Annotated in this window: 13 protein-coding genes; 5 read left to right on the plus strand and 8 right to left on the minus strand. The window is 65.8% G+C overall.

Going from position 1 to position 24,190, the window contains the following annotated elements; translation table 11 throughout:
- The first annotated feature begins 6 nt into the window (after window positions 1–6).
- A complete protein-coding gene (locus BO221_RS27880; protein WP_073563543.1) occupies window positions 7–786 on the plus strand; it encodes an alpha/beta fold hydrolase in 780 nt (259 codons plus the stop codon).
- Between the two features lie 16 nt (window positions 787–802).
- Here the strand turns inward: BO221_RS27880 and BO221_RS27885 are convergent, their stop codons facing one another.
- The 5 genes from BO221_RS27885 to BO221_RS27905 form a co-directional block, all read right to left on the minus strand.
- Window positions 803–2,896 (minus strand): hypothetical protein, encoded by a 2,094-nt coding sequence (locus BO221_RS27885; RefSeq protein ID WP_143195714.1) that lies wholly within the window; start codon window positions 2,894–2,896, stop codon window positions 803–805.
- Window positions 2,897–2,991: 95 nt separating this feature from the next.
- A complete protein-coding gene (locus tag BO221_RS27890; protein WP_143195715.1) occupies window positions 2,992–7,956 on the minus strand; it encodes a M23 family metallopeptidase in 4,965 nt (1,654 codons plus the stop codon).
- Between the two features lie 578 nt (window positions 7,957–8,534).
- Complete coding sequence (locus BO221_RS27895) at window positions 8,535–9,797, minus strand: hypothetical protein (RefSeq protein ID WP_143195716.1); 1,263 nt, start codon at window positions 9,795–9,797, stop codon at window positions 8,535–8,537.
- 41 nt (window positions 9,798–9,838) lie between these two features.
- Window positions 9,839–10,798 (minus strand): LysM domain-containing protein, encoded by a 960-nt coding sequence (locus BO221_RS27900; RefSeq protein ID WP_073563547.1) that lies wholly within the window; start codon window positions 10,796–10,798, stop codon window positions 9,839–9,841.
- A 125-nt stretch (window positions 10,799–10,923) separates the two neighbouring features.
- Entirely contained in the window at window positions 10,924–13,524 is a 2,601-nt protein-coding gene (locus BO221_RS27905; RefSeq protein ID WP_073563548.1) for a kelch repeat-containing protein, read from the minus strand.
- Window positions 13,525–13,767: 243 nt separating this feature from the next.
- Between BO221_RS27905 and BO221_RS27910 the strand changes: the two genes are divergently transcribed.
- On the plus strand, window positions 13,768–14,394 hold the full coding sequence (locus tag BO221_RS27910; RefSeq protein ID WP_073563549.1) for a glutathione S-transferase family protein: 627 nt from the start codon (window positions 13,768–13,770) through the stop codon (window positions 14,392–14,394).
- A 64-nt stretch (window positions 14,395–14,458) separates the two neighbouring features.
- On the opposite strand, the gene BO221_RS27915 is transcribed toward BO221_RS27910, so the two are convergent.
- Window positions 14,459–18,076 carry a Dyp-type peroxidase gene (locus tag BO221_RS27915; protein ID WP_073563550.1) on the minus strand — a complete coding sequence of 1,206 codons (3,618 nt, stop codon included), beginning with the start codon at window positions 18,074–18,076 and terminating at the stop codon, window positions 14,459–14,461.
- Window positions 18,077–18,290: 214 nt separating this feature from the next.
- Here BO221_RS27915 and BO221_RS27920 point away from each other — a divergent pair, with 214 nt between their 5' ends.
- Window positions 18,291–19,229 (plus strand): hypothetical protein, encoded by a 939-nt coding sequence (locus BO221_RS27920; protein WP_073563551.1) that lies wholly within the window; start codon window positions 18,291–18,293, stop codon window positions 19,227–19,229.
- 265 nt (window positions 19,230–19,494) lie between these two features.
- A complete protein-coding gene (locus BO221_RS27925; protein WP_158079918.1) occupies window positions 19,495–21,282 on the plus strand; it encodes a hypothetical protein in 1,788 nt (595 codons plus the stop codon).
- Window positions 21,283–21,355: 73 nt separating this feature from the next.
- On the opposite strand, the gene BO221_RS56435 is transcribed toward BO221_RS27925, so the two are convergent.
- Complete coding sequence (locus BO221_RS56435) at window positions 21,356–21,934, minus strand: imm11 family protein (protein ID WP_073563553.1); 579 nt, start codon at window positions 21,932–21,934, stop codon at window positions 21,356–21,358.
- Complete coding sequence (locus tag BO221_RS27935) at window positions 21,931–23,253, minus strand: AHH domain-containing protein (protein ID WP_233166289.1); 1,323 nt, start codon at window positions 23,251–23,253, stop codon at window positions 21,931–21,933. Before BO221_RS27935 ends, BO221_RS56435 begins: the two co-directional genes overlap by 4 nt.
- A 166-nt stretch (window positions 23,254–23,419) precedes the next feature.
- On the opposite strand from BO221_RS27935, the gene BO221_RS27940 reads away from it, so the two are divergent.
- Window positions 23,420–24,187, plus strand: coding sequence for a viroplasmin family protein (locus BO221_RS27940; protein WP_073563555.1), 768 nt, complete (start codon window positions 23,420–23,422; stop codon window positions 24,185–24,187).
- Window positions 24,188–24,190: the final 3 nt, after the last annotated feature.

A 24,190-nucleotide genomic window follows, 5' to 3' on the forward strand; every position in this document is an offset into this window, starting at 1 on the left:
GACCCCATGCTCACCATCACCGTGGACGGCATTCCCCTGCACTACCGCGACGAAGGCCACGGGCTGCCCGTGCTGCTGTTCCACGCCTTCCCGCTGAACGGGGATGCGTATGAGAAGCAATTGAAGGCGCTGTCAGGGCGCTATCGCTTCATCATCCCGGACATCCGGGGCTTCGGGCGGAGCGGGCTCGGCGAGGGCCCCACGGAAATGGCCCGCATCGCCCAGGACGCGCTGGCGCTGCTGGACGCGCTGAAGGTGGACTCGGCGGTGGTGGGCGGAGTGTCCATGGGCGGGTACGCCAGCATGGCGCTGCTGCGCGAGGACGCGGGACGCGTGCGGGGACTGGTGCTGGTGGACACGCAGGCCACGGCGGATGACGAGGCGGGACGCGGCCGGCGGGAGGCCTCGGCCCAGGAAGCGCTACGGGAGGGGCCCGAGGCCGTGGTGCGGGCGCTGCTGCCCAAGGTGGTGGCCGCACCGGACTCGGAGGTGGGACGCGAGGTGGCGGCGATGATGCGGACGGCCACACCGGCGGGCCTCGCGGCGGCACAGCGGGGCATGGCGCTGCGGCCGGACAGCAAGGACATCCTCGCGCGCTACGCCGGGCCCGCGCTGGTGGTGGTGGGCGAGAAGGATCCGGTGACGCCGCTGGAGAAGGCGAAGCAGATGGCGGACCTCGTCACCGGGGCGCGCCTGGAGGTGATTCCAGACGCGGCCCACCTGCCCAACCAGGAGCAGCCGGAGAAGTTCAACGCGGTGCTCGACAGCTTTCTGTCCGGGCTGTAGCGCCCGCGTATGGTTGCTAGGTTCGCGGTGCTGTCCTACGTGTCTCGAGCCCCCTCGCGACCTCCTCCTCCGACAACCTGGGGAATTTCTCGGGATGCTTGAAGGCGAAGAACTCGAAGTCATCCTTCTTCCCAGCACTGCCAAGAACCTGCTCGGTGACGCGAACCAGCTCCTTGTCTCCGGTCTGGTTGACGAAGGCGGGAACGATGGAACGGGACCTGTTTCCGTTCGCGGCTTCGCGCTCGGCGAGCTGGCGCTGAGCCTTCGGACTGTAGAAGAAGACGGCGCCCGCCCCATCGTCCCCCTGCCGCATGAAGATGGGCGTCACGAGCGTGATGAGCCGCTGCAGCTTGTCCCGATCGGTGAATGACGCGGTCGCGGGCGCCTTCATGTACTCGCGGGCCGCGAGGAAGATCTTCTTGTTGTAGGCCTCGAATCCCGTCAGCCGGATCACGTCCGTCGACGTGAAGCAGTCCTTCCATTTCTCATACTTGCGAGCGACCCGGTTCATGATGGTGTGGGCAACGCCCATCCACGCGCCCTCGCTCTGGCCAATGGCCTCACCACACACCGTGGCGACGAAGATCTCGAATTCTTCCTGAAGCGAGGGAGGGACGACGGGCAGCGGCGATTTGAGGGCGGCGGCGATACCGGACAGCTCCATGGTGTTCGAGGTACAGACCCCCGAGGCGAAGACCTTGGAGACGAACCCACCATTGCTGAATGACGCATGGCCTCCGCTGAGACCCGGCTCGCTCTCCTTGTAATCCACGATGGCGCCGAAGGGCACCGCCTTGACCGTGACTCCCGGCGCGAGCTTCAGCACGGCGAAGATCTTCAGCCCGGAAAGCTGCTCGAGGGCCGACACGTACTCCCGCGGAAGACCCTTCAGGTCGAGTAGCTCGCGCTGGAACACGTTCTTCGTGCTCGTGACCGCCATGGAATCGAGCGGAGACAATCGCGCCTCGACATCGAGCGGCGAGCACAGCGCGCGCAACTCGCGTCCCTGGTAGTCATGGGCAAGGCTGTCCTCGTGGAGCAGGAGGACGCTCTGGAGAATGCTCTTGAAGTAGTTGTCCAGCTCCTCGATTTCCGCCGTCTCTCCAGTCCCCACCAGCACGTAGGGCTTCAAGACCATGTCGAGTACAACCGAGTCGCTGAAGCCCTCGAAGCGGCCCTGAACTCGCAGCTTACCCTTCTGCAGCAGCACCTCGAAGGCGGCCAGACGTGGCCTTGGGACCTCGAGCGCGGGCCGGGGCTCCGCTCGAATGGCTTCCCCAGACGCAGCGTTGGCCTGCTTCTTCGTGCCCTTACCCTTGGCCTCGACGGGTGGGGGCTTGCGCGCCACCGAGAGCTGATACTTGAACGCCACCGTCGCCGGCTGGGACCCATTTCCGCCGATCGTCACCAGACGGTCATTCAGCACCTCTCCTTGCGCTCCGCGGACCGCGGCGAAACCTACCTTCCACAGCAACCGTGAGGCCGCGTGGGTGTCGCCAATCTCCCACTCGAGGTGGACTGCGGCGTCCTTGTCCTGTTCCGAGCCCACGGGGAAGATGTCCAACGTCGCGAGCTGTCCGGAGAAGAGTGACGAGAAGCGCGGCGCGAGCTGCATCAGGGTACCGATCCGGTTGCCGTGCACTGCCAGCTCGAGCCAGTCGGGCATCCAGTCACGCCTCAGCTCCGCGGACGCGACCTTGAAGTCGAGGCTCGCCTCCAACTCGAAGGCAATGGCCCGGGAATCCCCGGGCGGTACCTCGACGGGCTCGTTGCCGGTGAGCGCTGGCTCGATCCGGAAGCCCAGGCGCCCCTTGCCAATGAGCCCAAGCTCGAACGCGGAGACCCGCAGCGGTTTCGAACCGTCCCCGTCCTTCTCGCGTACCACGAAGCCATTCCCGCTGGGGACGATGCAGGTCTCACGCGGGTGGGACCGACTCCGCTCGGCGAGACAGTCACTGGTGAGGATCCACTCGAGCCGGCAAGGAAGCAGGCCCACCACGTTCTCGCAGCCGCCGCCCACCACCACCTCCCAGGTGTCGAGCTCCTGGAGGGGGGGCTGGGTCTGCTTCTGCGGCGTGAGGACGATGCGCGGCACCGCCCGGATCCTCACGACCCCATCGTAACCAAGCGGAATCTGGCAATCGCCATGTGGCGCTGAAGTGCCTTCAATCTGAGCCATGACTGCGTCCCTTCTTGTCTCTGGCATCACTCCGTGCGCTTGAACGGCTCGCTGCTGCACGGGCTCAGGGGGGTCAGCCGCACCGGCTTGGGCTTTCTGCTCGGATCGAGCGGACGCCGGACCGTGAAGCGGTAGGACACGTCGGGTGAGAGCACGCTCGAGTCGAGGGTGGCGACGAAATCACCCTGGAGATCGCAACCGCCTCGCCGCCCGTTCTGGGTGGGTGTGGCGTACCGGACGTGCTCCTCCAGCCTGGGAGAGAGACCCATGGCGCTCGTCTGCACCGGCTCGGACTCGATGACGAGCTCGAACTCCCGCGCGACATTCCAGGCGGCCTTGTCCCTTGAGCCTGGCAGTGGCACCTCGATGCCCTCGGCGTGACAGCGAATCTCCAGCAGCTCTCCCTTCGGCTGCACCTTCAGCCCACCCTCCCACCGCGGCGTGAAGTCATACTCGCCCTCCTGCTCCAGGCGCTGAGGCACGATGTCCTCGTTGCGCGCGATGAGGGCCAGCTTGAAACCGTTCTTGCCGTCGAGGGGGTTCTTCTTCTGGCCATCCGGTTGGGGAAACGGCACGCGCGCCGAGATGATCCAATCCGCCACCGCGTTCTGATCACGGATCTCCAGCTTGTCGGCCAGCAGCTTGTCGAAGCCCCGGATGGGCTCCCATTTCTGGCCTCCTGGGGCGCGGCGGAAGAAGCAGGCGGAATAGTTGTGCAGATCCTCGGGTACCCCGGACACACGGGCGGAGATCTCCAGCTCGCACTGGCCCAGCCTGGGCAGGGGCCGGAAGGCAAGGTGCTTCGGCGGCGACTCTTCGGAGGACCCCTCCTGCTTGGGAGCCATGTTGCGCAGGCCCACCTTCCTGTAGCGGCCCGGCTCCGCGTGCGTGGCATGGAGGTGATGGGATGTCTTCGCCTTCAGCTCTTCGAACCGCTTCAGGTCGATGGAGCCGTCTCCATCCCCGGTCGTCTCCCCTCCGAAGGGGTACAGCAGTCCGAGGCCATTCAACGCGGCGAACTCGAACCAGTGGAAGAGCTGGGCACCGGGATTGAGCTCGCTCGCCGCCAGGCTGCTGAAGAGCCGTCCCGGGTGGAACGAGATGAACAACGAGTCCTTGGTGCCCAGGTTCGGACCGATCCGCAGGCGGGTCGGCTGTGCCGGATCCGCGACATCTGCGTGGAACATTCCCGATGCGGCGGCCACCCGCACCTTGTCCACCACGCCCTTGCCACTGGCGTTGATGATGCAGCCGAGACCATCGGCCTCGAACCGCTCGATGGGGGGAAGCTTCTTGTCGAGGGCGGTCGCGACCTGCCCCAGCGCCGACGCGAGCGCGACGTGGATCCGCAAGGGATTGGAGTGGCGGTAGGCCTTCCGGTACTTGCTGTACGGAAGCGGTCCGAGTCTGGCATCGCCCGCGGCGGGCTTGCAGTTGAGGATGACGCTCCGCTCCTCGTCGAAGACCCACAGGGCCTGCAGCTTCGGGTCCTCGCACTCGGCGGGCTCGAACGAGAGCACGAGGTCCCCCGTTTCGGACTGCTCCTTCACCGCCGCGGAGGATTCCTTGAGGAGCTTGCTGGGATTGGCGCTCCGGAGGGTGCAGGTCAGCCCATCCTCGGCAAGCTCCACCAGCTCGAAGTGGACCTTTTTCGCGGCGAGCTGGGTGAGTTCCTTCACGACTCCCCATCCCACCTTGATGTCCATCGCGTTGAAGCACTCCTTGAAGCCCAGGAGGCCGCTGATGACGTAGAGCTTCTTCGGCGATTCCCAGACCTTCCTTCCCGCCTCCGTCAAGCCAACGATGAAGTCATCCTCCAGCTCGAAATGCGCGGCATCGACTCCTAGCCCCTTCCCGGCTTGAATGGGACGGGCCGTGACCGGGAGCGCCACATCAGCGTATGTGGCGCCAGAACCATCCTGGTTCCTGCTCGTCCGCAACAGGATGAACCCCGGGAGTTCGCGCGGCACCGGTCCCTCGAAGTCGAGGCGCCACCGCCAAGTGCCGTCCGGCTGACGCCGGGGCTGCTCGACGATGACGGCCCCCTGCTCCTCCCCTGCCCCCACGAGCTTCGGGCGGGGAACGGACAGGACCGGCTCGAGGCGCTCGTGTTGTTTCTTGGGCTTCAATACCTTCGGCGGCGACGAGGTATCGGTGACCTCCAAGGTCCACTCACCCCAGAATCCGGCCTGGACCGCGTGCACGAGGTTGCCACCCGAACCAGCCAGGGCGCCCCGGGTCAGGTCGAGAGTGGTTTCCCCCTGCTTGATGCGCACCGCGAGCTGATGCTCCAGGTCGTAGCCAAAGTCTTCGTCGACGACGACCGCGATGGCCGTCTCGCCCGGGAGCCGCTCGCCGGCCTTCTTCACCCACCCGCAGCTCAGCGGATTCGGATCGTCCTTCCGGAAGCGGGGAACGGGCCATTCGCTCCGCACATGGGCCTTGTTCTGCTTGTCGAGCACATTGAGCAGCCAGACGGCCGAGACGGGGTGCAGGTTCTCGAGCCGGCTGCTGGGAGGGAGCCAGCCGTCCGAGTCGAAGAGTCTGGCACTCTTGTCGGTGCCGTTGGCGAGAACTCGCGGGACGTGCTCCTCCTTGCCGGGGTCGCACCAGGCAATCTGCACCACCTCCTGCTCCGTCATCTGCAAGCGGGAGGGCTTGAGCGCCTCGTTCGCCTTGCGCAGTACCGCCTTGACGTTGTCGGGAACCCACTCGTTCTTCTGGATGAGGCGAACGTTGCGCCAGCGCCGGGTGATGCCCTGCGCAAGCAGATACCCGTCGGCCCCTCGCAGGGGGACGGACTGCTCGATGAAGAAGCCCTGCTTCGCCTTGAGCGTCATCCTCTCGGCGAGGGCGGGCACCATCAGCGAAATCTGGACGACTCCATTCCTGGCGGCACTGAGTTTGCCCGCATCGAGCTTGATACTCCCGGGCTTGCATACCCTCCGCCCTTCCAGCATCTCGCCGCACGTGCCGGATGGACAATCCATCCTCCTCCAGCCGCCTCCGGCAACCTCCTGCTCGAAGAGCAATTCCAGCTCATAAATTCCCCCCTCGAGCATGCGGTTCTTCCCTGGCTGCGGGAGATAGCCGGTTTCGACCTCCAGCGTCAGCGGGTACTCGAAGTGGGTGCACGACTTCCAGTCCGGGTTCTTGGCCTCCGGAGCAAATGACGTCTTCGAGTCCAGCAGCGTCGCCACGGCCGTGGCATAGCCGAAGTGCCCCCACTCCTTCGATAAGGAGAAGTGCTCATGGGTCGCCTCCTCGAAGGCGCTCCGATCCTCCTCGGGGAGGTTGCCCTTGAGGTGTTCTTCGATTTCCCCCACCTCGAGGAAGTTGTCCTCCGCGCGCTCATTGACCGGGATGAACCTGGGAGCGCTGCCGCCTGCCTTCTTGATTTCCTCCGGCAGTTCGATCTGCTCCGCCAGTCTGGCGAGAAGCTGGATGCCGTTGTCCTCCTCCTTCTCCGGGGAGAACACCTGGAAGTGCAGGAACCCCGAGCGGAACTCGACCTTCTTGCTCTTCTCGGCGGCTTTTCGATGATCCAACCGGACCGGGAAGGGCGGCGCGTCCTGCAAGGCTCCGGCGGGCAAGGGCCCCACGAAGCCCAGGATCTCGCCAGTGGCCACGGGGAAGAAGGGCTCCGGGAAGGTCACGACCTTGCCGCTCACGAGCGCGTCCTTGGCCTTCCCCAGATTGGCCGGTGGCGCCTTGTAGAGCCACTGGGCCTCTCCCGCTTCGTTGCGCACGGAGATCTTGTAGGAAGTGCCATCCTCGGCGAGCACCTTGTAGTTCCCGCTCTTCTCACTGGCCGGGCCGACCGGCTCCTGGGACCAGACCAGCGCGCCGAGTTTGTGAGGCCCCGACGTATCCGCGATGTTGACCCAGGCGCCAAAGCGTCGCTTGTACAGCTCCCGGAACCAGGGCACCTCCTGGAAGTACTGGTCCACTCCGACGACTTCCTCGGCCTGCCCCTTGTCGGGAGTCTGGCCCTGCGCTTGCGGAAACCTCGGCGAGCGCAGGTGCATGTACAGCGTGTAGAACACGTGCGGTTTCTGGGGCGCGTCCTTGGAGTTCTCCTGGAGCTCGTGGCGGAGCAGGACGAAGCCGGGCCAGTTGCCGAGGGCCTCCAGGACCCCCGCATCGCAGCACTCCGCCTTGTCCCCCGGGAGCCGGGCGGCCACGACATAGCCAGGAGCGATGGCCCTGACCGGAGTGGTCTGCTGCTCAGCCGGCGGGAACAGATGGACGCCGCCATGCAGGTTCCGCTGCAGGCCCAGCACGTAGTAGCCACCAATCCCGGTGTCGAGCGACTCGTTGTTGTAATAGCACTGCCAGGGGCTGCTCGAGGCACTGTTCCCACGCAGCGGGAAGCTGTACTTGGGCCGGCTGAAACTGCTGTCGAGCACTTCGGCCGGGACCTCGGTCTTCTCCTTGCGATAGAGATAGCGCCCGCCGCGGGTGTCGCGGTGATCCAGCAGCAGGTCGTACTCCGAACCGACCGTGGATTTGTTCTTGCCGAAGAAGGCCTTCGCCCGCACCAGGTTGAACGAAGCGACGGCATGCAGGCCAGTGTATTTCTCGATGATACCGGAGCGCATCCGGAAGATCGTATCCGCTGGTCCGATCCGCGCGCCCAGATCCACGCTTCCCTTGGTAGGTGCCTGAAGCAGATTCGCGTCGACAAGTCCTTTCTTCGTCGACGGGTCAGCGGTCACCATCCAGAGCTGTTCCTCACCACCTACCGCGAGGATGCAATAACCACAGATGACGATGATGTGCCGAGGGTTGATCTGCTCGCGCTCGTTCCTGGCTCCAATACCCGTGTAGATGACCACCGGGTTGTTGGCTCGCAGACAGTCAATGAGATGCGCGAACCTCTCCCTGACGTTCTTCTCGCTCTTGCTGATCTCGTCGACCTTGTGGCGCAGACCATCCGGTAACAGGTGGCCCACATCCTCTTCGTAGGAAGAAGGCGCGCTGTAACGCAAAACCCCTCCGAGCCCCGTTGGCCGAGCACGAGGGGGGGCGGGAAAGATTTGCTCGAGGGGGACGGGAAGCTCACCGTAGAGGGTCAGGCCATGAGCCTTGTAATCGGATTGGATCTCATAACTCACCCCCTTCGGAGGGGAAACCGTCCAACCTCTCTTGGGCAAGGATTCGTCAGCAGGGAGCCAGAAGGCTCGCTCGCCCCTGGGGTAGCGAAGATCGAGCAGACACTCCGGATCTCCCGCTCTCGAGTGGGTGATGTAGTGCGGACGCGGATCCCTCCCCTTGATGAGCTGGAAATAGTTGTAGACCATGGAGGCAGAGGTACGCCCACACCAGTCCGGCGCTTGATGTTCATGCACCTTCTGGCCAAGGAGAGGAACCTTGAGCACATGCCATTCCTTGGCCTGTCGCTTGATTTCCTCTGGAAAAGCGTAGTCATCCACGGGGAAGACACGAAGAAGGGACCCCTTCGCGTCACGCTCCGAGATATTGTTGGCCCGATCACCCAGGCCTATTCCGCGGGCATCTTCCGTCAGGAAGAACTGCTGTTTGATCCCCATTCCCCCCCCAACGCGCTCTATTGTCCCAGGTTCGAGGTACAGCCGTTGTCCTTGATTTGAATGCCCTTGGCGTTGGCAACGGCGTAGTCGCCGCCATCAATGAACATTCGTAAGCCTCCCCAACGCCCGACATTCGGTTCTTCCGTCGGCCAGGCCAGCAGTGCCACCAACTGCTTTGCACCATCGGGAAGGAGTTGGAGTTGGTAGGAGGATCCATTCTTCGAGACATCGGTGACTCGCATGACCCTGGGAGGGTCATCACCGTAGTCATAGATAGAACCAACGACCATGACCGCCCGGCGATGAATGTCGGTCCTGAGCAGGATGCCAGAAATCATGCCGCAGTACTGATCGACGTGCCGTTCTCCCTTTTTCCCCTGAAGCAGGTACCAGAGCGGAGACAGCGAGCGGAAGAGCCGGAAGGCCTCGGGACTCAGCGCCGGCATGCCGGCATACTCCTCTTTCGTATCGGAGTACTTGTCGTCGCGCGTATCGGGAGGACGTGCCCCCTTCTGCAATGCCAGCTTCAGCGTTTCGGAGGCCGCAGAACTGGTTCTCAATTTGATATTGACACCAAACTCATCCAGCTCTTTGCCGAACTTGCCCTTTCCCGCGTTCGGGGAAATGAACCCGCTGTACACGAAGAGCAAACCATCACGGAACATGGCGCTGACGAAGCTGCCGCGAAAACCTCCACGGCGGAATCGGAGCTGGTGCCAGTCATACTCGATCTTCTCCAACTCCCAGATGAAGCTCTCCTCCAGCGACCGCTTCCTGTCCAGCGCTCTACTGTATTCACGCTTGATGAAGACAGCCTCGGGAGGACCCCCCTTCATCGTTTCCTTATCGAGTTGCTCGAACGCGGACTCGAAGAAGAGATCCGCGAGCAGTTCGAGCGCCTTGTCGTTCTTCGGATCGAGAGTAGCCGCCCGAGTGGCGGCGTCGTAGCGCACCTGGGTGCTGGCCTTCGTGTCCTGCGCCTGCGCCAGCAGCTTGTCGAAGGAGGGCTTGTCCGCGCCGACCAATGACTTCAGCGTGAACCCCTCCACCTCGCCGCACTTGAGGCGCACCCACCCCTTGGCGGCGTCCGCGAGGCGCTGGCACTCCGTGGCGATGGGGACTTTCGTCACCACCTCCGCCTTGTCGCTGGGCCTGGCACGCAGATTGACTTCCGAGCCCTGGATGAAGACCCGCCCTGTGTTCTGGGCCCACGCCATCCCGGAGCCCAGCACCATCAGGCAGCTGGCCCAGGCCCGGAACCATGGAGCGATCTTCTTCATGGTCCACTCCTTCATGAGGCCATGATACGGCACGGCCTCTTCTAGACCGAGAACAGGAACGCCGCCGAGCGGGCGGGCTTGCGCACCCGCAGGATGTGGCTCTGCTCCACGGCCAGCCCACCCATCGCCAACGGGCGGGGGATGTAGAGAACGCCTGGATCGTCATAGCGCGTGAAGGTGAACTTCCCACTCTCATCCTTCGCGGTGCATCCCACGTCGACGTACAGGTGCCGCTGAATCTCGTCCGGATCCGTCGTGTCCCAGTTGAACCGGGCGATGTCGTCCACCGTGAGCCCGTACTGCTCGGCGATGCCCTCCAGGGTCTCGCCATCGGACACATGGTGCTCGACGACTCGCGCCAGGAATTTCCCCGAGGGAGTCTTGCGCTTGCGGCTCCGGCCCGCCGGCTGCTTGGACGCGAGGATGCCGGACTTCTCGAAGACCAGCGTCTCCTTCAGCGTCGCCCCGTCGATGGCCGCGTTCACCTGGGCATAGCCGGGCGGAACGCTCGACAGCTCGATGCGGCCCGAGGAGTCCGTGGTGGCCTGCTTCTGGGAACCATCGGGGAGCACGATGCTCAGCTTCAGTCCGGAGATCGGATCGTCCGTGACGTCGTCGACGACCTGCAGCCGCAGCCACTTCGTCTCCTCGACGAAGTCGGCGGGCGTCAACTCCTCCGGCTTGTCGCGCAGGTACCGTCCCGTGGGCTCCGGAGCCCGAGGGACGCGGACGAGCCGCAGGCTCCCGAGCGCCACCAGGGACGCCACCTGCCGCACGAGCTGGTCCGTGGACCGCGGTCCGAACTCCGCCGCCGCGTGGCCGTGAACCACCTCGCGCAATGTCTGGAGATTGAAGAAGTCCTGCGCCAGCACGCGCAGCCGACCCTCCAGTTGTGCTGCTCCCCCTGTTGCCACGAACTCGTGCCCCGAAGGCAGCGGCTCGTGGAACCCGAGAAGGGCATACTCGCGATGCCCATCTCGCAGCCGGTTCCGTTGGAACATATGGAAGAAAAGATCAGCACACGCCGTGGCTGAGCGTCAAACCACGCACTCACGGACAGGAAGGAGACTCCGGAAGGAGCAGGAGGTCCCCCCGGAGTGGAGGCAGGCGCGAGAACCCCGCGCCATTACTGGATGGTGTAGGCCACTGTGCCGCTGCAGCCCCCAGTGGAGTAGCACCCGGCGCGGATTTGATAGCTGCCGCTCGTGGTGGCCGTGTAGCTCAGATACGAGAGCACGCCGCAGCTGTCATCGTTGTAGGCCACCTGGGTGGCGGTGACGCCATACAGGCGCAGGTAGGTGTCGCCCGTGCCAGCCGAGCCCGTCACCGTGCAGGTGCCCACCCTCAGCGTCTGCCCGGCGGTGAGGTACACATTGTAGTTGGTGGTGCTCTGTTGGGCGCTGTTGGTGTTGGTGGCGCTGTAGGTGAACGAGCCGCCTGGCAGCGGCGGAGGGGCGGTGACGCTCAACTGCGCGGAGGCCGAACGTCTCACCTGGATGCTCGTGTCCGTCCCCTCGACGGTGAAGGCGTAGAAGCCCACGGCCGTGGAGGAGGTGGTGCTCAGCGTGAGCGTGGAGGACTGGCCCGCGGTGACGGTGGACGGACTGAACGTCGCCGAGACACCCGAGGGCAGGCCCACGGCGGCGAGGCTGAGTGTTCCCTGCCCACCGGTCGTCACCGTGTAGCTCACCGCACTGCCCGCCTGCGCTGACTGGCTGGAGGGGCTGAGGCCCACCGAGAAGTCTCCCGGCACCAGCAGGGACACGTCATCGATATACGTATACGTGGGGCTGCCCCAGCCCGCCTCGTGGTTGACGAAGGTGAGTGTGACGCTGCGGCCCGCGTAGGGCGTCAGGTCGTGGGGGATGTCCAGCCAGTCCTGGTAGGGCGGACGGGCATAGGTATGAGCGACGAGCGCGGTGGTGGTGCCGGTGGTGTTGTCCGTGAGCAGCACCGAGGCGTAGTCCGAGGGCGCATCCACCGCGTGGCCGAAGAGCCAGTAGCGCAGCAGCGCGCCGTTGGCCGGGACGGTGAAGGTCTGGCTCAGCTTGCTGTCACCCGCGAGCGGGGTGGCCGCCGAGCCGAGCACCGCCGTGTAGCTGCCCGAGTAGGCCCCGGGGCCCACGGTGACATCGCCCGTGCTGCTCCAGCCGGAGAGCGACCCCGTCTCGAAGCCGCCATTGACGATGGGGTTCGTCCCCGCCGCCGAGGTGACGAGCAGGGTCACCGTGGCGGTGCGCGTGCGCACGCCGTCCGTCCCCGTGACGGTCAGGGTGTAGCGGCCGGCCGCGGAAAACGTCTCCGAGGTCTGCACCTCCAGGAAGGTGGAGTTGCCCGCCGCGATATCCATCGAGCCGAAGTAGGCCCCGGAGCCAGAGGGCATCTGCCCGGACATGGTGAGGTGGATCGGAGCGCCACCGGAGGTGCTCCCGGAGGTGGTGATGGGGAAGCGGGCCCAGCCGCCCTTGGCGACGGTACGGCTCGAGACGTTGACCGAGAGGGTGAAATCGGGGGCCGTGCACTGGTTGCTGCTGTTGCAGGTGTAGCCGGTAGTGCAGGTGCCACACTGGAGGGTGCCGCCACAGCCATCCGACAGGGCGCCGCACTGCGCGCCCGCCGTGGAGCACGTCAGGGGAACGCAGGTGTACGAGAACAGGTCCATCGTCGCGTACGGCACGTAGGTGTTCGTCTGCGAGCCACCGGCGATGACCACCGAGTCGTTCGACACGACGTCCACGGTGATGTCATTGCGGGTGATGCTCAGCGCGCCCACGAGCTCCCACTGGTTCAGAGAAGCGTTGAACCGCTCGATGGACGGCTCGTCGAACCCGCCCCCAATCACCACCGGCGCACCGCCGACGAGCACGAGAGTGGCGCTGCCATGGTAGCGGTTGAATGACGGTTTCTGCGTCCAGGTGTCCGCCGCCACGTCGTATTCCACGGGGGTGCTGCCCTGGCCGTTCAACAGCACCCGCCCATTCGGAAGGAGGACCGCGGAGGGCCCGCCATTGGAGCTGGGAAAACGCGACCGGGAGGACCACGTCCCGGTGGCGGGGTCATAGAGCTCGACGGTCGTCCGATCCGCGGTCGCCGCGGTGGAGCCCCCAATCATCAGGACGCGGTTGTCGGGAAGCCGGAGGGTCGCGGCACGCATGCGTCCCAGTGCCAGGGAGCCCGTCGTCGTCCAGGTGTTGGCCGCGGGGTCGAAGAGGTACGTGGGCGTGTAATAGCTCACGCCGCCCGCCACCAGGACACGGCCGTCCGCCAGCAGCGTGGCCGAGTGCCCATAGGAGGCGCGCGGCATGGGCGCCACCACGGTCCAGGTGTTGGTCGAGGGATCGTAGCGCTCCGCCGAGGCGATGACGGTCGTGCTGGTGATGCCGCCCACCACCAGCACCGAGCCGTCCTGCAGCAGCACCGCCGTATGCGAGCGCCGGGCCGTATTCATGGGCGCCGCCAGCGTCGTCATCCCCGTCGCCGGGTCATACAGCTCCACCGAGGCCAGGATGGGGGCCGAGTTGCCCGTGCCACCCCCCGCGTAGAGCACCTTGCCATTGAGCAGCTTCGTCGAGCTGTGCTGGTAGCGCGCCTGCTGCAACGGACCCACCTGCTGCACCAGCTCCAGCCCTACCCTCCCTTCGTCCCTCCACACCTCCTCACCCGGCTCGCTCGGGCCACAGGCCCACAGCCCCAAGGTGAGTGCTGCCACGACGTATCGCGTCCACATGTTCTGGCGCTCCTTGTCCCCCAAAGACCCTTACAGGCACACAGGATAAATCCGCCATATACTGAATTCAATCGAATTCTGAGTAAACGCGTTTAGCGGAGCTAGCTGTTACAGGCCGAGGAGCCGTCGGCGCGGTCCCGAGTGCTCCCCCGCGGCACGTGTCGTGTTCAGCATCGACAACGATTGACGATCGCGCCGGTGGCGGCGTTGGCACGCGTCGATCCGCCCTGGTAGACGCGGCGCATGGGCGATCTCGTTCTCACCACCTACGATTGGGTTCCTCCGCCGCCGCGCGGGTACGTGCGGGACATCCGCGCGCGCTGGGCATTGGAGGAGGCGAAGCTCCCGTATCGCGTCGAGAGCGTGTCGTTCAAGGAACGCGGCCCCGAGCACCTTGCGCACCAGCCGTTCGGGCAGGTGCCGTGGCTGATGGACGGCGACATTTCGATCTTCGAGAGCGGCGCGATCCTGCTGCACCTCGGCGAGCGGAGCGAGGCGCTGATGCCTCGCGATCCGAAGGGGCGCTCGGAGGTGATCGAGTGGATCTTCGCCGCGCTCAACTCCGTCGAGATGGCGAGCCTCCCGTGGTCTCTCTTCAAGTTCTCGGGGCAGAGCGAGAAGCGCTTCGACGACTTCCTGAAGCTGCGCCTCGATCGCCTCGAGCCGGTGGTCGCGAAGCGCGAGTGGCTCGCGGGCTCCTTCTCCGTCGCCGACATCCTCATGGCGGACGTGCTGCGCCTCGTCGATCGCTTCGATGGGCTCGCGGCGCATCCCGCGACGCGTGACTACCTGAAGCGCGCGACGGCGCGGCCCGCGTTCGTGAAGGCCCACGCCGACCAGATCGCTCATTTCGCCAAGGCCGACACATGAGCCTCGAGCTCGAGCCGAAGACGACTGGTTCGTCTCCGGCCCGTAGCTCTGCTCTCACTTCGGCTCAGCGCCGTTTGCCGCGGCCACTGGAGCCGAGCCGTCCCTGGGGCGGGCGCTCCGGCAGGAAGTAGGGCCGGCGCCGGTGCTGTGCGTGGTGGGCTGGGAACATCGCGGAGAAGAACTCAGTCCACCCGCCCGTGCGCACACGCACCAACTCGTAGCGCTCCGGCTGCACCGCCGCCGCCTCGTAGGTGTCCGGATCCGCCATCGTCAATGTGAGCAGGTTGGAGCCCACGTTGCCCGCGGCGTACTGGCGGATGAACTCCTCCAGATCCTCCTGGGGGAAGTCCTCGCGCACGTTCAGGTCCACCGGCGCCGCGTTGGAGAGCTTCAGGTTGATGGCCTCCTGGTTCCAGCTCTTCATGCCCGTGTAGATGGGGCGGTTGGTGCCGGCCACGGGGTTCTTCGCCGTGGGATCCTGGGCAATGGGCGGCATGTCCTCCGGCACCGGCGTGGGGCTGAAGTCCGAGGGGAACGCCTGCATGTTGCGCCGTCCGTCCGGCGAAGCACCACTGGAGAGCGCGTTGCCCACGTAGGCCTCGAAGGTGCCCACGCCCACCTGGAGCGTCAGCTCCCACGGCGCGCCCCGCACCGAATACGTCTTCTTCAGCCTCTGGAGGATGGAGGCCAGCACCGGCGGCGGCGAGTCCAACGTCTCCCGGGCCAGCGTGGTGATGCGATCCACCAGCCAGCCCCCGAGCGCGTCCACCTCCGGGTTCCCCATGCCGAACTTCGGCAGCTCCAGCGCCCGGGCGCGGATCTGCTGGAAGCGCTTCGCCCGTTCGTCCGAGCGCAGCTTGCCCGCGAGCTGGCTCTGGAAGGGCTCCTCCATGCCGAAACCCCAGTCGTTGTGCAGGGCCTCCACCAGCTCCGGCAGCGTGGCGACGGCCGTCTTCGGATCGAACACCAGCTTCTGGATGGCGTAGAGCGAGTCGATCGTCGTCGCCATCGCCAGGTACATGGGCGCGATGAGGTGGTAGCGCGCGCCGCCGTTGGACAGATCCCTCCCCGTCTCCACGCAGCCGTCGATCAGCGGGGAAAGCAGCGGGCTGGGGCAGTAGTTCCAGAGCGCCCCGTAGTTGCCCAGCACGCTGGTGTAGAACTGCACCGTCAGGTAGCGCAGGTGCTCGAGGTACAGCGTCTGGAGCTGCTCGAAGCTGGTGATCTCCGAGGCGTGCGGCGAACGGAAGCTGACCTTCCAGCCCCGCAGGTACACGGGCCCGGCCTGGTTGAAACGCGCTCCCTGGTTGAGCGCCAGCTCCAGCGCGTCCAGGGTGATGATGTTGCTGAAGGCGAACTCGCACTGGCCGGCGATCATCGGCTCGTAGCAGCCGTCACAGACGTAGTCCCGCGCCGCCGACAGCGGCAGCCGTGAGAAGCCCGACAGCGCGCCCACCATCCGATCCTCCTGGAAGAGGATGGGGTGGGAGCCGCCGCTGCGCAGCGCGCGCGCCGCCTCCTCGAGGATGTCCTCGCCGATGCCCGGGTACACCCGCAGGGACAACACCGGAGCATTGAGCGGCAACCGGCGTGCCGAGCGCAGGCACAACAGGGTCAACCGGTTGGCTCCCGGCCGGGGCTTCGCGTCGTCCGTGGGGAGGTACCCGCCCACCGTCACCTGCTGCACCCACTGGTTGATGCCATCTCCCTGCGGGAAGTTGCCTCCGGCGTAGGACACCGACGTCGTCCCGTAGGTCACATGGTCCGTGGCGTTCTGCCGGTTGTGCAGCGCCTTCTCGCCCAGCTTGACCCACAACGCGTCGAGCACCTCCTGGGCCTCGGCCTCCTTGCGCGGATCGAAGAAGGGCATCAGGAGCTGGTCCAGGCGGCCAATGGACACCGGCTCGCCCACCAGGTGCAGGCAGCAGTGGAGGTTGAAGATGCACTGCGCCGCTTCCACGAAGGTGTCGGGCTTGTCCGTGGCCAGCTTGCGCATGCGCCTGGCCAGCGCCAGCAGGTTCTCCCGCTCCTTGGGGTGGGTGGCGGAGTCCTCGGCCATGCGCTCGGCCAGCAGCGCGTAGTTGCGGCAGTAACCCTGGACTCCCTCCAGCGACAGGATGGCTGACTGGTAGAAGGCACGCTGGTCGTCCGTGCCCGCCTTCTTCTCGCGCTTGCGCAGATCCTTCAGCAGCGCCTCCAACCCCTGCTGCAACACCTTCTGGTGGTTGGGCACCACGTGCCCCATGGACGACGTCTCATCCAGCAGCGCCAGGAAGCCCGCCAGCCGCTCCTCGTCGTTCAGGTAGGGCATGACCTCCTTGCCCCGGCCGAGTGACAGCTCCGGCATCACCCCGACGAGCACATCCTCCGGATCGATCCGGAACAGGTCGGCCCGCCACGCCCACGAGTCGCGGCGGAGCGGATACTCGGTGGTGGTCCAGACGCGCGTCAGCATGCGCTGGATGGACAGGCCCCGGCGCACCGCCACGGAGGCCTTCAGGTAATGGCGCTCGCTCTTGTCGAGGAACTCGGAGAGGGGCGGCACCCGGGGGGTGTCCAGCTTGCGGTACCACTTGTTGCGCCAGCGCCCGAACACCTTCCCCAGCAACCCGAGGATGCGCTGGGACGGTGGATCCCCGAGCACGTACTGCCCCGTCCCCATCACGTTCAGGTAGTCCGCCGAGTTGTAGAACATCAGCCCGTTGGCGCTGCGCACCTGCCAGAGGGGCGCGGGATTGAAGTCGGAAGGCTCCAGCCCCTCCCCTACCCCCAGCTCCGTCGCGGAGGGCACGTAGAAGTAGCCGCCCGAGACCGCGTGGATGATTCCCAGCAGCTTGTCCGAGTCCCCCGTCGCTCCACCCACCATCCGCCCGAGCATCGTCTCGAAGACCCGCGTGTCCCGGGCGAAGCCTGCGAAGTAGATGCCCTTCTCCCGTCCACCTCCACTGGGGGCATGGCCGAATGGCAACGCCTGGCGCACCAGCTCCCGGTTGGAGTGATCCTCCGCCAGCACCCGCACCCGCTTGATGTGGCTGCGGATGTCCTGGTCGGGAATGAGGACGGCGTGCTCGTTGCGGCCAATGACGTTCTGCTGCGCGTTGACGCTCATGTCGGTGAACGCCGTCCACGCGACCTCGAACTTCTGCGCCAGCACCCAGCAACTCCCGGGCGAGGTGTCCGTGCCCGTCTGGAGGATGTTCTCCACCACGCCCGCGGGATCGCTCGGGCTGGTGATGCCGTCGACGAAGTGCTGGTCGAGGATCTTCCGGTCCGGAGGCATCGCCGCGCGCGTCTCCTCATGGCGCGAGAGCAGGGGCCCCAGCCACTTCTCGACCGACTTCCGGAGCGTGTCGACCCCCGCCTCCGAATCCGCCTTCAGGTACAGCCACACGTCTCCGCCCGAGTCCTGGAAATGGGTGCTGGTGGCCAACACCGAGCCCGGCGGGGGCGCACCCGGAGGGATGCGGCCCGACCACCTGCCCCACAGCGCGCCCTGGACCGCCGCGACGATGCGGCGGCGATCCGAGCGGACATCCGCGCTCGCGACGAGCTGCTTCAGGGCCGCGAGCACCGGTTTGCTGGACTGGGGCTCCTTCAGCCAGCCGGTGATGAACAAGCCATGCGTCGGGGTGAGCATCAGCCCGGGCTGGGCGGACCGCAGGACGGACTCAACGGCTGCCATGGTGTACCCCCTGATCGAGCGAAACGCGGCAGCCTAGAACAGATCCTGGTGACTGGAGTCACCAGTGCTGACAGCAGTCACCAGGGAGCCGTCACCCCGCGCGCCCGGGGAGTGCCTCCATCCCCCCGGAATCACGTGGTTCACCTGCTGGCATGGAAGGCGCATTAGGGAGTCTCGCGAGCGGTTGACCTCCCTTCCAGAACAGAGACCCCCCATGAAGAGCTTCAAGATCGGCGGCCCCAAGAGCTTCTCCCCTCCCCGCGCCCCTCAGCTCGATACCCCGCGGCAGAGCACCCCGACGGCCCCGACCTCCAAGCCGGGCGCGACCAGCAAGCCGAGCGCGCCCCAGGATGGATTCGACACGGTGGGCTCCAAGATCAGCTCGTCGGTCCGCGGGCTGTTCGGCCCGTCGCAGGCCGACTCGTTCGCCGCCAACCCCACGAAGTTCTCGTCGCAGAACGTCCTGAACGGCTACAAGCTGTTCCCCGAGGGGAAGCCTCCGCAGGGCGTGACGCTCCCGACACCCAACAAGCCCATGGTGCCGGCGAACCAGTCCGTCGCGACCCTGAACGTCCAGCAGCAGCATGGCAACGCGAACCTGTCGCTCTCGCCCGCCGGAGGAAACGGGCCGCAGGTGAACTACCTGCACTACCTCTCGTCCGGCCAGAACACGCAGACCAATGGCTCGTTCGCGGGAATCTCGGACGTGCCCCTCCGCCCCGGCAAGGGGGAGCCGAACATGGTCATGACGGGGCCTCTCAACGGCTGCGCCGTGCACGCGCTGCACAACCCGGCCAATGACACCCTGTCCTTCGTCCACCAGGCGGACTTCTCGAAGTACGGCGCACAGACGGGCAAGCAGCAGCTGGACGGCTTCCTGAAGCAGAACAACCTCCAGCTGGTGCAGAGCCTCACGCCGAACGACTACTCGCACCTCACGGGGAAGCACGGAATCGAGACGGGCGCCACGGCGTTCGCCCACTACGACAACGCCGCGGGGAAGTGGAACATGGTGGGCCAGCTGAACGACTGGAAGAACGGTGGAGGCACGGGCGATCGTCCCCAGCTGCAGCGTCCCCCGGGCGGGCTGCCCCAGCAGTGGACGGGCCCCGTCGACCTCCAGAATCCGCTGTCGCTCAACGACCTGAAGTGACGCGGAGGCATTGCCCGACAGGCTACAGGCGAGGACCGTGTCCACCACCGCCTGTAGCCCGCCGGGCAACACGCACGGCCCCGCTCCTGGAATTCCGGCCACTTGCCGTCAATCAATGACACATCAACCGGGCCATTCCCTGTCACTTGTAGCCACGGGAACAACACGCAAAACGGGTTAAACCTCCTTTTCTTACACATCAATTATTGATATGAATTGAGCCGTTCTCACGAACTTGGGGGCACACATGGGAAACGGCAAGGACATGAAGAAGCGTTTTGGAACGCTGGCGGGAAGCCTGCTGCTGGGCGGCCTGATGGCGGGGTGCGGTGCGGAACAGGCCCCGGAGCAGGTGGAGGGCCAGTTGCAGCAGTTGGCGGAGGCGCCGGCCCAGCGCGCCCCCGTGCTGGAGAACCTGGAGTTCATCCCATCCCAGACGCCCTCGTCCGCCACCCCCGGCCTCCTGCGGGCGCGGCTGGCCCAGGGTGAGCAGGCCACCTCCATCCAGCTCACGGGCGATGACGGCAAGCCGGTGACCCTGAGCGACAACGGCCTCAACGGCGACGAGAAGGCCGGCGACGGCCTCTTCTCCGGCCCCGGTATCGTGGACCTCAACGAGCACCGCGCCACGCAGGATCGCATCGCCGCGTTCCAGAAGGAGACCACCGAGCCGCTCACCGTCGCCACCTTCAATGACCGCGTGCTGGTGCGCGAGAGCGCGCTCACCCCGCTGCCGGTGAGCATCTTCACGCCGGGCCAGGTCATTCCCCTGCCGTCCTCGGGCATCTCCCGGGCCGTCAACCCCAGCAAGTCCCTCATCATCAACAACCCCTCCGTGGTCGGAGATCCCACCCGCACCTGGAATCCCTGCACCAACTCGGGCAATCCGAACGGCGTGTGGACGTTCAAGCACCTGATGACGGAGATGGCCAACACCACGGCCCCCGCGCCGGCCTTCACCGAGCGCTGGCTGCGGCAGTGGTTGGTCAACCAGACGGTGAACGGGCGGACCGTGCCGGCGCGCGGGGCCATGGCCACGCAGATCCTCAACGCCTGGCCGCGGCTGAGCACGGGTGAGCTGGACCTGAACCGCTCGCCCTTCAAGCTGGTGGCCATCGTCAACCGGCTGGATCTGGGCCGGGGCAACGGGGGCCCGTACGGCTCCAGCGGCGCGGGCGAGCTGCGCTTCGTCTTCTCGGTGATGAACTCGCAGACCTGCCTGCGCCCCTACAACGGCTTCCTGGTCATCTTCGAGTACGGCGTGCCGCAGAACCAGTGCGCCCAGGTGAAGACGTGGGCCCAGTCCTGGCAAGCCCTGTCCAGCTCGTCGCTGGTCCTGGGCAGCCCCGCCTACAACACGCAGCTGCAGAACCTCACCCAGCAGGTGGTGATGCGCAACATGGCGCCGGGCAAGCCCAACGGCAGCGCCATCAACCAGGTGCGCACCAACGAGATCATGCTCACCACCCCCTGGTGGGAGATGCGTGAGTTCCGCCTCTTCTCGACGGCGACCAACCCGCGCAACTTCACCACCACCACCCCGGCGCCGGGTCACCTGGTCGAGCACGTCACCGTGCGCACGCCGTTCGACATGTTCAACAACACGGCGACGATCACCAACTTCCTGACGGCCAACAACCCGGCCATCCTCGCCGGCACACACGACGTGCCCCTGGACTTCGGCGCCACCCTCAACTTCCTGGGGGCCTTCCCGCAGATGCCCAACAACGGCTTCTACTGGAACGCGCCCAGCCTGAGCACGGTGCCCAACGGCTTCAACGCGCGTCACAAGTTCTCGCTGAACACCTGCAACGGCTGCCACGCGAGGGAGACGACCACCAACTTCACGCACGTGGACGCCGCGGGTGCCCTCTCGCCCTTCCTGGCCACGGGCATGACCAACATGAACACGCCCTACAACGTCACGGACCCGGTGAGCGGCCAGGTGCGCAGCTTCTTCGAGATCCGTGAGCGCGCCCAGCACCTGGACAGCGCCGCCAACCAGTCGTGCTTGATCCGCCGCCTGGACCGGCCGGTGCTCTTCGCGCACTGATTCACCTTCCGGAGAGCCGGTCTGGAGTTCCGGGCCGGCTCCCTGGGAGCACCATGGACCTCTTGGCCGGGCATCAGACCTCGACGAACTTCGTCCCGGTGATGCCCGCCTGCTCCATGACCTGCTTGATCCGCTCGGAGACGATGAGCGTTCCTCTCCAGCCCCAGGGACGTAGGACCTGGGCGCCCTCCATCTTCGCCGGGTCAACTCTCAGCCCCACCACATTGCGGTACTCCCCTACCCTCCTGGGATTCCCATGCATGGGCTCCCAGCGCCGGACCTCCTCGCATCGCGCATCGTCGATGCACCGGATGATCCGCAGGGCGTTGAGGAGGAAGTAGGGCTCCGGGCGGCCCTCCAGCAGCGCTGGAATGAACTGGACCTCATGCTGGAGACCCAGCGGCTCGAAGAGTGAGACCACCCGCTGGGCGACCACGGGCGTGCCCATGGCGGTCAGGCTGAACTCAAGTGCCTGTCCGGGATGGGCGATGCCCAGAACGGGCCTTCCCTCCAGCTCAAGGGGTGTTCCCCTCGTGAATTGCCAGACGTCCGACTGGCGGCCCTGATCATCGAAGCCGGTCTGCTCCAAGACCCACCGGTCAGGAAAGAGCATGTCGTCCCGGAGCTCGAAATATCGATTCGGGGCACTCATGGGTTCCTCGTGGCGAGTTTGTTGAGCCTCGAGCCGGGCGTGCAGATGTCACCTGCGAGCTCATCCAGTGCGTTCATGAAATTACGTCTGCACTCGGGCCGTGTCCCGCAGTCCCTGAGTGCATCCTGGAGCCGCTTGAAAACCTCCACATGGTAATCCTCGGGATGAGGACCTTTGTGGCCCTGGAGGTAGATGATGTTCGCGGGGTCGTCGAGGCTCATCCCTGCCTGCTCGAAGAGCTTCTTGAACCGTGGCGTCCAGGGGCCTCCGGCAACCTCCGAAGTGTCATTCTTGTTCGTGGCGATGTGGTGTGCCTGGTTGTCGTCCTGCTTGGACTCGGCGCAGGCACCGGCCGTCCGTGGATTGAAGGCCACACCGGCCGCTGCGGCCGCCGTGTTCGCCGTGACCCCCATGAGCACGACGGTTCCATTGGCCACGGAGACGTGTGCACTGGAACCGGGGCTGAACGAGAGGCTCCCGCGCGCGGATCCTCCGAGGGAATAGCGCGGAGTCGAGAGCAGTCCCCCAAGGCCTCCCTTGGGCACATCCGGAAGTGCTTTCGCCAGCTTTGCCCCCGCCATGGTCACCAGCACCCGCAACCCGACCCCGCTCATGGCCCGCGCGAAGTTCCGGGCAGCCTCCTCCAACTCCAGGAGGTTCCGCGCAGCTTCCGCCTCCCGATACAGTTGCAGACAGGCCCTGCCCACATTGATGACCTCCGCGATGGTATAGGTCATCAGCAGGGTCACCGTGACCGCCGCCGCGAACGCCTTGGAAAACAGCGGCTCCGGTGCTGCCCACGCAAGACCGTACAGCATGAGGGAGAAGCCCACGGAGAGGCTGAACGTGGGGGAGGAGAACAACTCCACGGCTGCGTCATGCACGCTCTCGCCCATGTATCGCGGGGAGAGCTTGAGAGCCTGAAACCATCTGGCACTCGCGAGGTTGTCCGGTAACGGAAAGCCCTGCATGGGTGACCCGTAGAACTTCAGGTACTCCGAACGGACACGCCTCTCCAGTCCTGTCAGTTCCGCGCCCGCGGGAGTTGTAACCGGCAGGCCTGTTGCCACCGTTCCCAGGGACCACGCCGCGAGGGTCAAGGGTTTTCGTCTCGACTTCGGAGCGTCGAATTCCTTCTCCAGGGCCACTACCAACGCCCGTGCCTCCTCAATGGTCAGGGCCGCCAACTTCGGATCCGGTCCGAGAGTGGGAAACGAGAGTTCGAGGCCGAATCGCTCGTGACGCTCGTGGTACTCGCGCACCGTGACGGTCTTGAGAATGGATCCCGATGGACTCTCGATTGGGGTTGCTCGAACCACGAGCGGCACCAGTAGCAAGCACACGGCGGCGACATGACGATGCTGGCTGGCTGTGACCAACTGACCTGAAAAAAGGAGGAATGGGTTCATTGGACGCCGGGGGGCATGAAGCAGTCTCGGACGTCATCCTGGCGGGTGGAGGCCGTGACGGCTATAGGGTGGCGGCATGGAGAACCGCCCCACCCTGGTCTTCGCTGATGGTGCATGTTCCGGCAACCCCGGCCCGGGAGGCTGGGGCACCATCATCGTCACTCCCGATGGAATGGTGACGGAGCTCGGAGGCCACGAGCCGGACACCACCAACAACCGGATGGAGCTGACCGCCGTGGGCAAGGCGCTGCGCCACCTGGAGCGCTCCCCCGGGCCCCTGCACATCCACACGGACTCCACCTACGTCATCCAGGGCATCACCCGCTGGGCCTTCGGCTGGAGCCGGCGCGGGTGGAAGACGGCCGACGGGAAAGAGGTGGCCAATACCCTCTACTGGAAACGGCTGATGGCGCTGCTCGCCCAGCGCAAGCAGGAGCACCCGGACGAGGCCGCCGTGGAGTGGAAGTACGTACGCGGACACGCGGGTGTGCCGGGCAACGAGCGGGTGGACGAGATCGCCGTCTGCTTCTCCAAGGGCCGGAGCGTGAAGCTCTACGTGGGCCCGCTGCAGGGCTACGGCGTGAACGTGCACGAACTCCCTGAGGACATGTCCCTGCCCGAGGAGAAGCCCCGGCAGGGCGAAGGCTCCGCCAAGGCCAAGGCGTACTCCTACCTGAGCGAGGTAGGCAGCACCGTGAAGCGTCACACGACCTGGGCCGCGTGCGAGCGCCGGGTGAAGGGCGTCCCGGGTGCCCGCTTCAAGAAGACGCGCAGCGAGCAGGACGAAGTGAAGGTGCTGGAGGAATGGGGCTTCAAGGTCCAGGACGTCCAGTCCGAGGACTGAGCC

It is taken from the genome of Archangium sp. Cb G35, assembly GCF_001896145.1.
GTDB lineage: Bacteria > Myxococcota > Myxococcia > Myxococcales > Myxococcaceae > Archangium > Archangium violaceum.

Excerpts from the sequence above, each read along its gene's own strand:
- BO221_RS27925 (WP_158079918.1), top strand. The coding sequence starts at position 19,495 with ATGAAGAAGCGTTTTGGAACGCTGGCGGGAAGCCTGCTGCTGGGCGGC.
- BO221_RS27905 (WP_073563548.1), bottom strand. The coding sequence starts at position 13,524 with ATGTGGACGCGATACGTCGTGGCAGCACTCACCTTGGGGCTGTGGGCC.
- BO221_RS27940 (WP_073563555.1), top strand. The coding sequence starts at position 23,420 with ATGGAGAACCGCCCCACCCTGGTCTTCGCTGATGGTGCATGTTCCGGC.
- BO221_RS27895 (WP_143195716.1), bottom strand. The coding sequence starts at position 9,797 with ATGAAGAAGATCGCTCCATGGTTCCGGGCCTGGGCCAGCTGCCTGATG.
- BO221_RS56435 (WP_073563553.1), bottom strand. The coding sequence starts at position 21,934 with ATGAGTGCCCCGAATCGATATTTCGAGCTCCGGGACGACATGCTCTTT.
- BO221_RS27910 (WP_073563549.1), top strand. The coding sequence starts at position 13,768 with ATGGGCGATCTCGTTCTCACCACCTACGATTGGGTTCCTCCGCCGCCG.
- BO221_RS27900 (WP_073563547.1), bottom strand. The coding sequence starts at position 10,798 with ATGTTCCAACGGAACCGGCTGCGAGATGGGCATCGCGAGTATGCCCTT.
- BO221_RS27880 (WP_073563543.1), top strand. The coding sequence starts at position 7 with ATGCTCACCATCACCGTGGACGGCATTCCCCTGCACTACCGCGACGAA.
- BO221_RS27920 (WP_073563551.1), top strand. The coding sequence starts at position 18,291 with ATGAAGAGCTTCAAGATCGGCGGCCCCAAGAGCTTCTCCCCTCCCCGC.
- BO221_RS27915 (WP_073563550.1), bottom strand. The coding sequence starts at position 18,076 with ATGGCAGCCGTTGAGTCCGTCCTGCGGTCCGCCCAGCCCGGGCTGATG.